The following is a 14243-nucleotide window of genomic DNA, read 5'->3' as shown; positions in this document are numbered from 1 at the left end:
GCGTCGGCCGCCAACCCGTTATCCCCTGAACACAAGGTCACTTGTCATGTTCGGATTTCTCTTGCGCCGCCTGGGCATTGCTCTGTGCGTGGCGATTACCGTGTCGGTGATCAGTTTTTCACTGCTGCACCTGTCCGGCGACCTGGCCACCGCCATTGGCGGACCGGAAGCCAGCAGCGAGCAGATCGAACAGATCCGCGTGCAGTACGGCCTCAACAAGCCACTGGTCACCCAGTATTTCGAATGGCTGGGCGACGTGGTGCGCCTCGATCTTGGCGATTCGTTCTTCTTTCAGGAATCGGTCTACAACCTGATCGCCTCGCGCCTGTCGATCACCCTCGGGCTCGGTGCGATGGCCCTGAGCATTGCGTTGCTGATCGCCATTCCGCTGGGCGTGCTGGCGGCTGTGAAGCGCGATACCTGGGTTGATCGTCTGGCGCTAAGCATCGCGGTGCTCGGTCAGGCAATGCCAAGCTTCTGGTTCGCGCTGATGCTGATTGTAGTGTTCTCGGTCACCCTGAAATGGCTGCCTGTGTCGGGCAACTCGACCTGGGCGCACTTTGTCATGCCGGCGATTGCCCTGGGTTATTACGCTACCCCGGCAATCATGCGTCTGACCCGCGCAGGCATGCTCGATGTACTCAATTCCGACTACATCCGCACCGCGCGAGCCAAGGGGCTGCGCCCAGCCACCGTATTGTTCAAGCATGCGCTGCGCAACGCGCTGATCCCGGTGGTCGCGCTGGCTGCCGTGGAGTTCGGTTTCATGCTCGGTGGCTCGGTGGTCATCGAAACAGTCTTCTCGCTGCAAGGCATCGGCCAACTGGCCTGGGATGCGATTGCCCGCGACGACTTCCCGGTGGTGCAGGCGGTCGTGCTGTTGATCGCGGTGATCTACATCGTTCTCACGCTGCTGGCCGACGTGCTCAATGCACTGCTCGACCCGCGCATCCGCGTGAAATAGGAGGCTCCATGAGCACAACCACCTCATCGCCACTGGCCATTCAGGATTACCAGCCACCAGCGCGCAGTGTCTTGCGCACCCTGCGCAGCAGTTTTGCGCATCGCGGTTTTGCCATCGGCGCGTGTTTGCTGTTGATCATCCTGATCGGTGCGCTGTTCGCACCCTGGCTCGCACCCTATGACCCTTATACGCAAGACGTGATGTTGCGTATGAAGCCACCAGTGTGGATGACCAACGGCACGTGGGAGTACGTGCTGGGTACCGACAAACTGGGCCGCGATTACCTGTCGCGCCTGCTCTACGGTGCGCGCATATCATTGTTCATCGGTTTCTCGGCAGCGCTGATCTCTGGCGTCATTGGCACCATCATGGGACTGCTGGCCGGTTACTTCGGCGGCAAGACCGATGCGCTGATCAGCTACCTGATCACCACGCGCCTGGCGATGCCGGTGGTGATGATCGCGCTGGCGTCTGCTTCGTTGATCGGCGGTTCATTGAAAGTGGTGATCATCCTGCTGGGCTGCCTGCTCTGGGACCGCTTTGCCGTGGTGGTGCGGGCCGCCGTGCAGCAGATTCGCGATGCCGAATACGTCGCCTCGGCCCAGGCCCTGGGCTGCTCGACGCTGCGCATTCTGGCCAGCGAAATCCTGCCCAATCTGATCGGCGCACTGATTGTCGTCGCCACCCTGGAAATGGCCCACGCGATACTTCTGGAATCAGCATTGTCGTTCCTCGGCGTCGGCGTCCAGCCACCGATTCCGTCCTGGGGCCTAATGATCGCCGAGGGCAAACCGTACATGTTCTTTTCCCCGTGGGTAATCGCCATACCCGGCATCGCTCTGATGGTGCTGGTGCTGGGCATCAATCTGGTCGGTGACGGCCTGCGCGACCTGATCCTGCCCGAAGGGCGCAACTGACAGAGGAGATACGCACATGGCGCTGTTGCATGTTGAAAACCTGCGTGTCGAGATCCCTCTAGGGCAAGACACGCTCCACGCAGTGCGCGGCCTGGACTTTCAGGTAGAGCGCGGCGAAATGCTGTGCATCGTCGGCGAATCGGGCTGCGGAAAATCCCTGACTTCGCTGGCACTCATGGACCTGCTGCCGCGCAAGGCCCGGCGTACCGCGACGACATTGAAGCTGGACGACATCGACATGCTGACCCAGAGCGAACGGCAGATGTGCGACCTGCGCGGCAACCGTCTGGCAATGATATTTCAGGAGCCCATGACCTCCCTGAACCCCGCCTACAGCATCGGCGATCAGCTCAGTGAAGTGCTGACCCGGCACCGCAAGGTGTCACGTAAGGAAGCCCTGCAGCGCGCTGCACAGATGCTGGAGAAGGTCGGGATCAGCAACGCTGGCGAACGCCTGCGCCAATATCCGCATCAATTGTCAGGTGGCCTGCGCCAGCGGGTGATCATCGCCATGGCGCTGATGTGCGAGCCGGATGTGATCATCGCCGACGAGCCGACCACTGCACTGGACGTGACCATTCAGGCGCAGATCCTGCGGCTGATCCGCGACATTCAGAAAGAGTTCGGCCTGGCAGTAATCTTCATCACTCACGACCTTGGGCTGGTGGCGCGCATTGCCGACCGGGTTGCAGTGATGTACGCCGGGCAGATCGTCGAAACCGCCCCGGCGATCGAGCTGTTCGAAAACCCGCAACATCCTTATACGCGCGGCCTGCTGGAGAGCATACCGATTCCCGGACGCACCCAGCCGGGTCAGCCGCTGGGGTCGATTCCGGGTCTGGTGCCCAGTCTGGTGGGCGAGCAATATGGCTGTGCATTCCGCAACCGCTGCCCACAGGCAGTCGCAGCCTGCGCCGAAGACGTCCCGCCGGTTCACAGCCACAATCACATGACCCGCTGCCTGTTCGCCACGGCGAACGCCGAGCCCGTGTTGTGCCGCGAGGGCATCACCTCATGACCCGACAAGCCCTGAACATCAGTGTCAAAAAAGATATCGCCCTGGAACTGTGCGACATCCGCCGCGAATTCAGCATCAGCCGTGGCTTCTTCAAACCCAACGCCACGCTGAAAGCGGTCGACGGCGTGTCGCTGCGCCTGATGCGCGGCGAAACCCTCGGCCTGGTAGGCGAATCCGGTTGCGGCAAAAGCACTTTGGCGAAAATGCTGCTGGGCCTGCTTGCACCCAGCAGCGGCGATGTACTGGTCAACGGCAAGCACCTGGCAGGCACCGACCGCAAGGAAATGGCGCGGCGCATCCAGCCGATCTTTCAGGACCCTTACTCGTCGCTGAACCCGCGCAAAACCCTGCGCGAAATCGTCACCCTGCCGCTGATCGTGCATGACATCGGCAGCAATGCCGAGCGCCGTCAGCGTGTCGAATCGATGATGGATGTAGTCGGTCTGCCGAAACGGGTAATCGACAGCTACCCCAGCCAGCTCTCCGGCGGTCAACGTCAGCGCGTGGCAATTGCCCGTGCGCTGGTGATGCGCCCCGATGTACTGATCTGCGATGAGCCGACCTCGGCGCTGGACGTTTCAGTGCAGGCGCAGATTCTCAACCTGCTGCAGGACCTGAAACAGGAGTTTGGCCTCACCTACCTGCTGATCAGCCATAACCTTGCAGTCATCGAACACTTGGCAGACCGGGTAGCGGTTATGTACCTGGGCAAAATCGTCGAAGAACGCAGCCGCGAATCGCTGTTTGCAAGGCCCGGTCATCCTTACACCCAGGCGCTGCTGGACTCGGTGCTGACCCCCGACCCGCATCTGGGGATTCCGGACCTGGGCCTGCATGGCACCTTTCCCAACCCTATGTCACCGCCGTCCGGCTGCGCCTTTCATCCGCGCTGCCCGAGCTGCATGGCGGTGTGCAAGGAAAACTACCCGAGCACTGGCCGCATGGAAGGAGGAACCGTCCGATGCCACTTGCGCGACACCTCGAAAACCCTGGAGTTAATGCCCTCATGAGTAGCCGATCGCATGCCATCGAAAACGCCACCGAGCAGTTCGACAACGGCAACTTTTTCGCCTTGCTCGGCGACAGCGTCGCCTATCCGACCCAAAGCCAGGAGGCTTCGAGCCTGCCGGAGCTTTATCGTTACCTGAACGAGTTCATCACTCCGCACGTCGAGCGTCTGGGTTTCGACGTCAAGGTGTACGACAACCCGGTCGCGGGCCGCGGGCCACTGATGATCGCGACGCGCATCGAAGACCCGGCCATGCCGACACTGCTCAGTTACGGCCATGGTGATGTGGTGCGCGGCTACGATGCACAGTGGCAGGCGGGCCTGTCGCCGTGGAAGGTCACCGAACGCGACGACCACTGGTATGGGCGCGGAACCGCCGATAACAAGGGCCAGCACCTGATCAACCTGACCGCCCTCGAACAGACCATGAAAGCGCGCGACGGCAAGCTGGGTTTCAACGTCAAACTGCTGCTGGAGATGGGCGAAGAAGACGGCTCGCCCGGCCTCAGCGCGTTCTGCCAGGCGCACGCAGAAGAGCTTGCCGCAGATATTTTCATCGCCTCGGACGGTCCGCGTCTGGCAGCCGCGCGCCCTACCCTGTTTCTCGGCTCACGCGGGGTGTTCAACTTCGAGCTGACGGTCAATCTGCGCGAAGGCGCGCACCATTCCGGCAACTGGGGTGGCCTGCTGGCCAACCCCGGCATCATCCTGGCCAACGCCATCGCCAGCATGGTCGATGAGCACGGTCGGGTAAAAGTCGCGGGCCTGATGCCAACCGCCATTCCCGACGCAGTAAAAGCCGCGCTGGCGGATATCGAAGTCGGCGGCGGCCCCGGCGACCCGGACATTGATCCGCATTGGGGGGAACCGACGTTGTCGCTCAGCGAAAAGGTCTTCGGCTGGAACACCCTCGACATCCTAGCATTCAAGACCGGCAACCCCGACGCGCCAGTGCACGCCATACCTGGCAAGGCCCACGCGCTGTGCCACATCCGTTTTGTGGTCGACAGCGATTACACCGCCTTCATTCCAGCGGTGCGCACGCATCTGGATGCGCACGGTTTCACTCAGGTCGAGGTGCGCCAGACACGTATGGACGTGATGCACGCCACGCGCCTTTCACCTAACAGCCCGTGGGTCGGCTGGGCACTGGAATCGCTGGCGACCACCACCGGCAAAAAACCAGCATTGCTGCCCAATCTGGGTGGTTCGCTGCCCAACGATGTCTTCGCTGAAGTGCTGGGCCTGCCAACGGTCTGGGTGCCACACTCGTACCCGGCCTGCTCGCAGCATGCACCCGACGAGCATTTGCTGGCGCCAGTGGTCAAAGAGAGCCTGCAAATCATGGCCGGTCTGTTCTGGGACCTGGGAACCGATGGCGCACGGCTGACCCGAGAGCATCGGGCACAGGAGCTGAGTCAATGAATGAAGCACAACGGCAGGCAACAGACTGGCTGAGCGAGCAGTACGGAGCGATGGAAGCCCTGTTGCAGAGCCTGGTCGACACCGACTCCAACAGCTACGACAAGGCCGGTGTCGATGCGGTAGGCGATCTGCTCGCTGCGCAATTGCAGGCCGACGGGATAAGCGTCGAACGCATCCCCGTCGAAGGTTTTGGCGATGTGCTGTTGGCCGAGTTACCGGGCGGCCTCGGCAAGCCTGTATTGCTGCTCGGTCATCGCGATACGGTTTTCCCGAAAGGCACGACAACTACGCGCGGCTACTCGAAAGACGAGACAAAAGACAGCGCACTGGCCTATGGCCCCGGCGTTGCCGACATGAAAGGCGGCCTGGTGTTGAACTGCTTTGCACTCAAAGCACTGAAACAAATCGGCCCGCTGCCGTTTCCCGTGCAGATCCTGTACACCGGCGACGAAGAAATCGGGTCCGCCAGCGCTCGTGTTCACATCGAAAAATACGCCAGTCAGGCGCGCGCAGTCCTCAACCCGGAGCCAGGGCGTGCCAGCGGCAACGTGGTCAGCGCCCGCAAAGGCGGCGCTACGCTGATCATCGAAGTCAGTGGCCGTGCAGCGCATTCCGGGGTCAATCATGCGGACGGTGCCAGCGCCATCCATGCGCTGGCACACAAGGTGATCAAGCTGCATGCGCTGACCAACTATGCAGCGGGTATTACCACCAATGTCGGGCTGATCTCGGGCGGTACGTCCAGCAACACCGTTGCACCCAGCGCCACAGCCAAACTCGATGTACGTTTTGTCGAGCTCAGGCAATGGGATGAAATTCTCGCAGCAGTCCAGGCCATCGTTGCCGAGGAGGAATTGACCGGCACATCGGCCAGACTGCTGGAAGCCACCACTTTCCTGCCAATGGAAGCGAAGCACAGCACTGATTTGCTGGCTATTTATCAGGGCCTTGCGCAGGAGCTGGGCTTCGCTGTCGAAGGCGAATTCACCGGCGGCTGCGCCGACTCGGGTTTCACCGCCAGCCTCGGCATCCCCACCCTGTGCGGCCTCGGCCCGGTAGGCGGCAAAGTGCACACCGACCGTGAGTATCTGGAGCTTGATACTTTGATCCCCAGAGGCCAGGCACTAGTGGCGACGATACTGGCGCTCGGGGATTTTTGAGGATGCCTCATTACCGCCAGGTATGTATGAGGGTAGGAGCAGACCGGGCGACGCGTCGCTTGTGTGGGAGCGGACTTGTCCGCGAACTGTCGGGAACCGACAGCAAAACCAGCATATAAAGGACATCAGGCACAACCGAGGTTACCAATTTCAGGCCCGCTTCGCAGCCCATCGCAGCCGTCGTGACCTCCTGAAGCTCCCACGGCATGCGGCCAGAATCAAAAGCAGATTCGTGTAAAGCCGTAAATGTGGCGCGTGGCTGCGATCAACACTACGAGGAAACCCCATGCAAAATTCTTCCGAGCTTCTCGGCAAATCCGCCACCGAACTGCGGGCGCTGATCGGCAGCAAACAGATCTCGCCAGTGGAGTTGCTCGACGCCTGTATCGAGCGCATCGAGACCCTCAATCCGAAAATCAACGCCTTTGCCGCGACCTGCTTTGACCGCGCCAGAAGCGAGGCTGTCAGCGCCGAACAGGCGGTGATGCAAGGCAAACCGCTGGGCTTGCTGCATGGTTTGCCAATCGGCATCAAGGACCTGGAAGAAACCGCAGAAGTACTCACCACCTACGGCTCGCCATTGTTCCGCGACAACATACCCACCCAGGACAACCTGTTCGTCGCCCGCCTGCGCGCTGCCGGGGCAATCATGCTCGGCAAGACCAACGTGCCGGAACTGGGCGCCGGCGCCAACACCCGCAACGTGGTCTGGGGCGCAACCGGCAACCCGTTCAACCCTGAATTGAATGCAGGCGGTTCTTCGGGTGGCTCGGCCGCTGCGCTGGCGGTGGATATGGTGCCACTGTGCAGCGGCTCTGACACCGGTGGCTCGCTGCGAATTCCCGCCGCGCTGTGCGGCATCGTCGGCTTGCGCCCTTCTCCGGGCTTGGTGCCGAGCGAGCGCAAGAAACTCGGCTGGACCCCCATTTCCGTCGTCGGCCCGATGGGCCGCAACGTCGCCGACACCCTGCTGCAACTGCGTGCCAGCGCCGGGCTGGCGCAGTCCGACCCATTGAGCTATGCCATCGCCGCTGACGAATTTGCTCCTCGTCAGGTAGACCTCAGCCAACTGCGGGTCGGCTACAGCGAAGATTTCGGCACCTGCGCGGTGGACACCCATATTCGTGCAGTCTTCCGGGAAAAGATCAGCGCACTGAAACCGCTGTTCAAGTCCTGCGAAGCCATCGACCTGAACCTGAGCAGTGCCCACCGTACCTTCGACGTCCTGCGCGCCGAAGCATTCGTCGCCGGCTTGCAGGACGCCCACGACCGCAACCCGGAAGCGCTGGGCCCCAACACCCGAGCCAATTTCGACATGGGCGTAGCGATGTCGTTGCAGGACTGCGTAAAGGCACATGGCGAACAGAGCCGAATCTTTCGCGGCTTCCAGAAGCAATTCGAACACTACGACGTTATCCTCGCCCCGACCACACCGGTGTCGCCGTTCCCCTGGAGCGAGCTGTACCTGCGCGAAGTCAACGGCGAACCACTGGACAACTACTACCGCTGGCTGGCGCTGTGTTACACCATCACCCTGACCACCAACCCCGCGTTGTCCCTGCCCTGCGGCACCGATCATAAAGGCATGCCATTCGGGCTGCAGGTGATCGGCGGTTTTCGTGGCGACGCAAAACTGCTCGCCTGCGCCCAGGCGCTTGAGCAAGCGACGGCGTACGACCCACGCTTGTCCCGGCCACGCCCGGACCTGCAGAAACTGCTGACGTCGGGAGTCGATCTGACACATATCGTCACGCATCCGCCTATTTATGGTGGGTCGAAGGGCGGTAAGCCTGAGGTGGGGGCGATGTGAGGGGGATTCTCAGACCACCGCCATTGCATCACGCCCAACCACCACATTGCCCGGCAACTCTCTAGGCTGTGTCATCAACCACGCATCCAGCGTGTGGCCAATATGCGTCAACACCGCTTTGCCCGGTCGCAGTTGGTCAATGCTTTCCAGCGCCAACGTCAGGTCATTGTGATTACGCGGTGGCTGAGGTTGCGGGGGCATGGAGCAGTCGAGAACCAGCACGTCCAGCGGCTGGCGTTGCAGGAACTCGCGGGTCACGTCGGGCAGGCCGACGGTGTCGGTCAGGTAAGCAATGCGTTGCCCGTCACCTTCAAACAGATAACCAAAGGTGGGCCTGGAGTGTGTCAATGGCAGCGCAGTGACTTGCATAGCGCCCAGCGATCGGGTTTCGAACGCTGCAAATGGCTGGCTGAAATCAAGAATGCCGGGGTGCTTGTAAAGGTCAGCCAGGCCTTCCGGGTCCGCCGGGCCGTGGACCGGGATGATCAACCCCTGCCCCCAGCGCAGATGCAGCAGGCCCTGCGCATGATCGGCATGGTAGTGGGTCTGCAAAATGCCGCTCAGGCTGTGCGGCGGAAAACGCTCGGTCAGATCGTTGAGGCCGCTGTCGATCAGCCAGCGTTGGTCTGCGCATTCGATCAACGCACTGCAGGGCAAGCGCCGTAAATCCTGATCGTCCCGCGCCGCAGAACAGGCCATACAGTTGCAACCGTAGACCGGCACCTGCCGCGCATCACCGGTGCCCAGCAGGGTCAGGCGCATGCGTGTCGCTTGTCCAGCAAGCCGATCAGGGTCGCAACCGTCTGTTGCAAATCAGCGGAATTATCCAGTGGCACCACCTGCGGAGTATCTGCCATCAAGCCCCCGGCGAAGCGTGCGTTGCGCTCCAGCCTTTCCTCGATTTCCGCCAGGGTTTCCCGGTTACGCGCCAGCAGGCGCTGACGCAAAACGTCTTGATTGACCATCAACAATACGGCCAACAGGTTCGGATAACGCGCTTGGGCTTTCTGCAGATGCGCTCGGGAACCGTTGATAAGCACGTCATGGCCTTCAAGCAGCCATTGATCGATCTCGATGGGGATGCCGTAGCGCAGGCCGTTGGCCTGCCAGCACAAGGCGAACGCACCGCGCTCGCGCATGTATTCGAACTGTTCGACGGTCACTGCCTGTGCCGCCTCGCCCACCGCTTCCGCAGAACGGGTGATCACTCTGCGAACCACCCGGCAGTCGCGCCGCGCCAGGGTTTCCCGGGCAGCGTCCAGCAGGCTGTCCTTGCCTGAACCAGACGGCCCGATCAGATAAATCAGTCTGCCAACCATCAAAACACCCTCTTGCCCTGTCGCCAGACTTTATCGATTACCGGCAGACCGCCATGGCTACGCGCCTGAATCAGATCTGCGCGCAGCCCAACGCGAATTTCGCCACGATCCGTCAGCCCTGCTGCAACGGCCGGTGTGCGGCTGACCATGTTGACAGCCTGCGGCAAACCGCATTCGTTGTCCTGATCGGCGAGCATGAATGCCGCCTGCAGTAGACTGGCCGGATAATAATCGCTGGAGAGAATGTCCAGTAGCCCTTCCCTTGCCAATGATGCTGCCGCCACGTTACCGGAGTGTGAGCCGCCGCGCACGATGTTCGGTGCGCCCATCAACACACTCATGCCCAGTTGGCGACAGCCTTTGGCTGCCTCGAGTGTGGTCGGAAATTCGGCGATGTTCATGCCGTAACCTGCCGACTCCTCGACATGCGCCATCGTCGCGTCGTCGTGGCTGGCAATCGACAGGCCACGTGCCAGACACAGTTCGACAATCGCACGCCGGTAGCGGTCGGCGTACTCGGTGGAGTTGGCGACCTGTTCGACGATAAAACGATCCATTTCCTCATGGCTCATGTGGTATTTGCCCATGTAGTACTCGCGGTACTTGGACTCTAGGGCGAACTGGCGCTGGCCGGGTGCGTGGTCCATCACCGAAACCAGTTGCACCAAGGGCTGGCCTACCAGGTCGCGAAACACATCAAGAGTGTCCGGATGGCTGACCTCGCAGCGCAGGTGCAACAGATGATCAGCGCGGGTCAGGCCAGCCTCGTTTGCATCGGCAATTGCCTTCAGCATCGAGGGCAGTTGCTGCATGCGCTTGCCCTTGGGGTTGATGTCGCCGATAGACAGTGCGTCGAACACCGTAGTGATACCGGCTGCGACGATTTGTGCATCGTGGCTGATCACGGCTGACATCGACGGCCAGTCGACACCAGGGCGCGGCGACAAGTGCTTTTCCAGGTTATCCGTGTGCAGCTCCACCAGCCCCGGCAAGAGGTAATCGCCGCGCATGTCATGAGCCTGGCTCAGTTGGCTGCTCCCGGTCTGAAGCTCCGCGATAAGCCCGTCACGCACCACCACAGTGCCGGTGAACACCTGCTCGGCAGTCACTACACGGGCGTTACTGAAAATCTGTTCGTTCAGCATTGCTGCAACTCCTTGGCGGTGAGTGCCACCGGGGTCATGTCGAGTTGACGGTCGGCGACCGACTCTCGGGCGTCACGGTCGTGGAAGATGCCGATCAGTGCAGCACCGGCCTGCTTGGCTTCAGTGACCAGTTCCAGCACCACCTGGCGGTTGGCGTCATCCAGCGAGGCAGTCGGTTCGTCAAGCAACAACACGGGCCAAGGCACCATGAATGCTCGGGCAATGTTGATGCGTTGCTGCTCGCCGCCGGAGAACGTACTGGGCGCCAGCGGCCACAGGCGTTGCGGTATGGTGAGGCGGGTCAGCAGCAGTTGCGCCCGCTCGTGAGCCTGCTCGCGGGACCAGCCTCGCGCCAGTGCGGGTTCCATCAACACGTCCAGGCTGGATACACGCGGGATGACGCGCAAAAACTGGCTGACGTAGCCCAGAGTCTTGCGCCGCACCTCGAGTACTTGTCGCGGGGTAGCGCCGACCAGCTCGATCATCTGCCTCTCGTGCTGCACGCGAATGCTCCCGGCGGCAGGCAGGTAGTTGCCGTACAGGGTGCGCAGTAGCGTGCTTTTACCAGCGCCGGACTGCCCGCTGAGTACCAGGCATTCGCCACTTCGCACCGAGAAATTAAGGCCGCGCAACACATTCAGGACCACGCCGTTGTGCTGATGCAGGGTGAAGGTTTTCGACAGGTCGCGGACCTCGATCAACGTCGTCATTGAGCTCACCTCTTGTGAGTGGACCGGCTGGCTCATGGCTGCAACACCGAGGACACCAGCAACTGCGAATACGGATGCTGCGGATCATCGAGGATCTGATCGGTGAGGCCGCTTTCCACGACTTTCGAGCGGCGCATGACCATCAGCCGATCCGCCAGCAGCCTTGCCACCGCCAAGTCATGAGTGACAATCACCACCGCCAGGTCCAGTTCGCGAACCAGCCCGCGCAGCAGATCGAGCAAGCGTGCCTGCACCGACACATCCAGCCCGCCGGTGGGTTCGTCCATGAACACCAGCCTCGGGCTGGACACCAGATTGCGGGCGATTTGCAGGCGTTGCTGCATGCCGCCGGAAAACGTGCGCGGCAGGTCGTCGATGCGTTGCGGATCAATCTCCACCTGAGTCAGCCAATCCACCGCCGCACCACGCAGCTGCTGATAATTGCGCACGCCCTGGGCCATGAGCCGTTCGCCGATGTTGGCCCCGGCCGACACGCCCATGCGCAGACCGTCACGCGGGTTTTGCTCGACAAAACCCCACTCAGTGCGCAGTAACGTGCGACGCTGCGCCTCGCTGGCGCTGTACAGATCCAGCCAGTCGCCATCCGTACCGCGATAATCGATGTTGCCGCGATCCGGCGGGCAACGTCCGCTCAGCAGCGACAATAGAGTGGATTTGCCCGAGCCGGATTCACCCACAATACCCAGCACCTCGCCGGGGTACAGGTCGAAACTGACGTCCTGACAGCCCTTCTGCACTCCGTACAGTCGGGTCAGCCCCCGGACCTTGAGCAGCGGCTGCACAGGTTCTGCCTGGCGCTCGGCCTCGGAATTCAAAGAAAGGGCACTGATCATCGTGCGTTCTCCTGCTGTTTGACACGCTGGGAGCAGTAATCGGTATCGGAGCAGACAAAACTCTGGGTGCCGGCGTCGTCGAGAATCAGTTCGTCGAGAAACGAGTCGTGACTGCCGCAAATGGCGCAGCATTGCTCCCAGCGCTGAACTTCAAAGGGGTGATCTTCGAAGTCGAGGCTCACTACTCGGGTAAAAGGCGGTACGGCGTACAGGCGTTTTTCACGGCCTGCACCGAACAGCATCAGCGCCGGGCTCATGTGCAGCTTGGGGTTGTCGAATTTCGGAATCGGCGACGGGTCCATCACGTAACGATCATCGACCATCACCGGGTAGGCGTAGCTGGTGGCAATGTGGCCGAAGGTGGCGATGTCTTCGTAGAGTTTGACGTGCATGACGCCGTAATCATCCAGGGCGTGCATGGTGCGGGTCTCGGTTTCCGAGGGCTCGATGAAACGCAGGGGTTCGGGAATCGGCACCTGATAGACCATGATCTGATCGGCGTGCAGCGGCGTTTCCGGAATCCGGTGGCGGGTCTGAATGACGGTAGCCTCCGGGGTACGCTCGGTGGTGGCGATGCCTGCCGTACGGGCAAAAAAGCGCCGGATCGACACCGCGTTGGTGGTGTCGTCAGCGCCCTGATCGATGACTTTCAGCACGTCGTCGTCACCGAGGATCGTGGCCGTCAGTTGCATGCCACCGGTTCCCCAGCCGTAAGGCAGCGGCATTTCGCGCCCACCGAATGGCACCTGATAACCGGGAATCGCGACCGCCTTGAGCAGCCCGCGACGAATCATGCGTTTGGTCTGTTCGTCCAGATAAGCGAAGTTGTAAGCCTCGTCCCGCCCTGGTGCTGGTTGCGCAGTGCTAATGGGGGCAGTACTCATTGGTCCCTCTCCGGTTTCGGTGCGGATTTGCGCAGTTTGCGGATCAACTCCAGTTCAGACTGGAAGTCCACGTAATGCGGCAGCTTGAGGTGCGAAACAAAGCCTGCGGCTTCGACGTTGTCGCAATGCGCCAGCACGAATTCTTCCTGTTGCGCAGGCGAGCGAATCTCCTCGTTGAACTCTTCAGCGCGCAACGAACGGTCCACCAGCGCCATGCCCATTGCCTTGCGCTCTGCGTTGCCGAACGCCAGCCCGTAACCGCGAGTGAACTGCGCCGGTTCGCTCGCCGAGCCAACGAACTGGTTGACCATCTCGCACTCGGTGATTTCGATGTCGCCAATTGAAATCGGAAACCCCAGTTCTTCGGGTTCGAGCCAGACTTCGACGGTGCCGATACGGATCTCTCCGGCGAACGGGTGATTACGGCCATAACCGCGCTGGGTCGAGTAACCCAGTGCCAGCAAAAAGCCCTCATCGCCACGCGCCAGCGCCTGCAAGCGCTGGGCACGACTGGCGGGGTACTCCAGCGGTTCACGGGTGATGTCCGCCACGCTTTCGCCGTCATCGACCTCGGGCTTCATCAGCCCTTCTCTGGCCAGCAAGCCCAGCACGCGTGGACAAGGCTCCAGCGTCGCCTCCGCAGCCGCATTCGGCCCCGAATGCTCGCCTTCGGCCAGCAGGGTGAAATCCAGCAGACGATGGGTGTAGTCGAAGGTCGGCCCCAGTAACTGACCGCCCGGCAGGTCCTTGAAGGTGGCAGACAAGCGCCGGTCGAGCTGCATGTTCGAAGTGTCGATAGGCTGGCTGGCGCAAAAGCGCGTCAGGGTCGTGCGGTAAGCACGTAGCAGAAAGATCGCCTCGACCAGGTCGCCTGCCGACTGCTTGATCGCCAGCGCAGCCAGTTGCGGGTCGTACAACGAGCCTTCGCTCATGACCCTTGCAACGGCCAGCGGCAGCTGCTGACGGATTTGTTCGACATCGAGCTCAGCGATGCCTGTATCGCCACGGCGCCTGCTGGCCAGCAGGCG

General features: G+C 61.5%; 14 protein-coding genes. 7 read left to right on the top strand and 7 right to left on the bottom strand.

What is annotated here, in order from left to right; all coding sequences use genetic code 11:
• Window positions 1-46 precede the first annotated feature (46 nt).
• From ALO43_RS14115 to ALO43_RS14085, 7 genes are all read left to right on the top strand, one after another.
• A complete protein-coding gene (locus tag ALO43_RS14115) occupies window positions 47-964 on the top strand; it encodes an ABC transporter permease (RefSeq protein ID WP_024669088.1) in 918 nt (305 codons plus the stop codon).
• Window positions 965-972: 8 nt separating this feature from the next.
• Window positions 973-1881, top strand: coding sequence for an ABC transporter permease (locus tag ALO43_RS14110; RefSeq protein ID WP_054997687.1), 909 nt, complete (start codon window positions 973-975; stop codon window positions 1879-1881).
• A 16-nt stretch (window positions 1882-1897) separates the two neighbouring features.
• Window positions 1898-2899, top strand: a complete 1002-nt coding sequence (locus ALO43_RS14105) for an ABC transporter ATP-binding protein (RefSeq protein ID WP_005893341.1) — start codon at window positions 1898-1900, stop codon at window positions 2897-2899.
• The gene (locus tag ALO43_RS14100; RefSeq protein WP_005893344.1) at window positions 2896-3909 is read left to right on the top strand and encodes an ABC transporter ATP-binding protein; all 1014 of its coding nucleotides are present in this window, start codon (window positions 2896-2898) and stop codon (window positions 3907-3909) included. Before ALO43_RS14105 ends, ALO43_RS14100 begins: the two co-directional genes overlap by 4 nt.
• A complete protein-coding gene (locus tag ALO43_RS14095) occupies window positions 3906-5333 on the top strand; it encodes a M20 family metallopeptidase (protein WP_005893347.1) in 1428 nt (475 codons plus the stop codon). The genes ALO43_RS14100 and ALO43_RS14095 overlap by 4 nt, the downstream gene beginning before the upstream one ends.
• Window positions 5330-6493, top strand: a complete 1164-nt coding sequence (locus ALO43_RS14090) for a M20 family metallopeptidase (RefSeq protein WP_005893349.1) — start codon at window positions 5330-5332, stop codon at window positions 6491-6493. The genes ALO43_RS14095 and ALO43_RS14090 overlap by 4 nt, the downstream gene beginning before the upstream one ends.
• 286 nt (window positions 6494-6779) lie before the next feature.
• A complete protein-coding gene (locus ALO43_RS14085; protein WP_005893352.1) occupies window positions 6780-8303 on the top strand; it encodes an amidase in 1524 nt (507 codons plus the stop codon).
• 9 nt (window positions 8304-8312) lie between these two features.
• On the opposite strand, the gene phnP is transcribed toward ALO43_RS14085, so the two are convergent.
• From phnP to ALO43_RS14050, 7 genes are all read right to left on the bottom strand, one after another.
• On the bottom strand, window positions 8313-9065 hold the full coding sequence (gene phnP / locus ALO43_RS14080) for a phosphonate metabolism protein PhnP (RefSeq protein ID WP_005893354.1): 753 nt from the start codon (window positions 9063-9065) through the stop codon (window positions 8313-8315).
• Window positions 9056-9622, bottom strand: coding sequence for a phosphonate metabolism protein/1,5-bisphosphokinase (PRPP-forming) PhnN (gene phnN, locus ALO43_RS14075; protein ID WP_005893356.1), 567 nt, complete (start codon window positions 9620-9622; stop codon window positions 9056-9058). The genes phnP and phnN overlap by 10 nt, the downstream gene beginning before the upstream one ends.
• Window positions 9622-10767 (bottom strand): alpha-D-ribose 1-methylphosphonate 5-triphosphate diphosphatase, encoded by a 1146-nt coding sequence (locus tag ALO43_RS14070; RefSeq protein ID WP_005893358.1) that lies wholly within the window; start codon window positions 10765-10767, stop codon window positions 9622-9624. Before ALO43_RS14070 ends, phnN begins: the two co-directional genes overlap by 1 nt.
• Entirely contained in the window at window positions 10761-11477 is a 717-nt protein-coding gene (gene phnL / locus ALO43_RS14065) for a phosphonate C-P lyase system protein PhnL (protein ID WP_054997686.1), read from the bottom strand. The genes ALO43_RS14070 and phnL overlap by 7 nt, the downstream gene beginning before the upstream one ends.
• 32 nt (window positions 11478-11509) lie before the next feature.
• Window positions 11510-12331, bottom strand: a complete 822-nt coding sequence (gene phnK / locus ALO43_RS14060) for a phosphonate C-P lyase system protein PhnK (protein WP_005893366.1) — start codon at window positions 12329-12331, stop codon at window positions 11510-11512.
• Window positions 12328-13215 carry an alpha-D-ribose 1-methylphosphonate 5-phosphate C-P-lyase PhnJ gene (locus ALO43_RS14055; protein ID WP_005893370.1) on the bottom strand — a complete coding sequence of 296 codons (888 nt, stop codon included), beginning with the start codon at window positions 13213-13215 and terminating at the stop codon, window positions 12328-12330. Before ALO43_RS14055 ends, phnK begins: the two co-directional genes overlap by 4 nt.
• Window positions 13212-14243 (bottom strand): carbon-phosphorus lyase complex subunit (locus ALO43_RS14050; RefSeq protein ID WP_235662988.1); only part of this gene is annotated, 1032 nt, incomplete at its 5' end. The genes ALO43_RS14055 and ALO43_RS14050, both read right to left, overlap by 4 nt.

The sequence above is a fragment of the Pseudomonas tremae genome, from assembly GCF_001401155.1.
Classification (GTDB): domain Bacteria; phylum Pseudomonadota; class Gammaproteobacteria; order Pseudomonadales; family Pseudomonadaceae; genus Aquipseudomonas; species Aquipseudomonas tremae.
The sequence above is the reverse complement of the archived record's forward strand: the minus strand, read 5'-3'. Positions and strand labels throughout refer to the sequence as shown.

What these genes read in the sequence shown, in the direction of transcription:
- ALO43_RS14115 (WP_024669088.1), top strand. Translation starts at nt 47, where the DNA reads ATGTTCGGATTTCTCTTGCGCCGCCTGGGCATTGCTCTGTGCGTGGCG.
- ALO43_RS14110 (WP_054997687.1), top strand. Translation starts at nt 973, where the DNA reads ATGAGCACAACCACCTCATCGCCACTGGCCATTCAGGATTACCAGCCA.
- ALO43_RS14105 (WP_005893341.1), top strand. Translation starts at nt 1,898, where the DNA reads ATGGCGCTGTTGCATGTTGAAAACCTGCGTGTCGAGATCCCTCTAGGG.
- ALO43_RS14100 (WP_005893344.1), top strand. Translation starts at nt 2,896, where the DNA reads ATGACCCGACAAGCCCTGAACATCAGTGTCAAAAAAGATATCGCCCTG.
- ALO43_RS14095 (WP_005893347.1), top strand. Translation starts at nt 3,906, where the DNA reads ATGAGTAGCCGATCGCATGCCATCGAAAACGCCACCGAGCAGTTCGAC.
- ALO43_RS14090 (WP_005893349.1), top strand. Translation starts at nt 5,330, where the DNA reads ATGAATGAAGCACAACGGCAGGCAACAGACTGGCTGAGCGAGCAGTAC.
- ALO43_RS14085 (WP_005893352.1), top strand. Translation starts at nt 6,780, where the DNA reads ATGCAAAATTCTTCCGAGCTTCTCGGCAAATCCGCCACCGAACTGCGG.
- phnP (WP_005893354.1), bottom strand. Translation starts at nt 9,065, where the DNA reads ATGCGCCTGACCCTGCTGGGCACCGGTGATGCGCGGCAGGTGCCGGTC.
- phnN (WP_005893356.1), bottom strand. Translation starts at nt 9,622, where the DNA reads ATGGTTGGCAGACTGATTTATCTGATCGGGCCGTCTGGTTCAGGCAAG.
- ALO43_RS14070 (WP_005893358.1), bottom strand. Translation starts at nt 10,767, where the DNA reads ATGCTGAACGAACAGATTTTCAGTAACGCCCGTGTAGTGACTGCCGAG.
- phnL (WP_054997686.1), bottom strand. Translation starts at nt 11,477, where the DNA reads ATGACGACGTTGATCGAGGTCCGCGACCTGTCGAAAACCTTCACCCTG.
- phnK (WP_005893366.1), bottom strand. Translation starts at nt 12,331, where the DNA reads ATGATCAGTGCCCTTTCTTTGAATTCCGAGGCCGAGCGCCAGGCAGAA.
- ALO43_RS14055 (WP_005893370.1), bottom strand. Translation starts at nt 13,215, where the DNA reads ATGAGTACTGCCCCCATTAGCACTGCGCAACCAGCACCAGGGCGGGAC.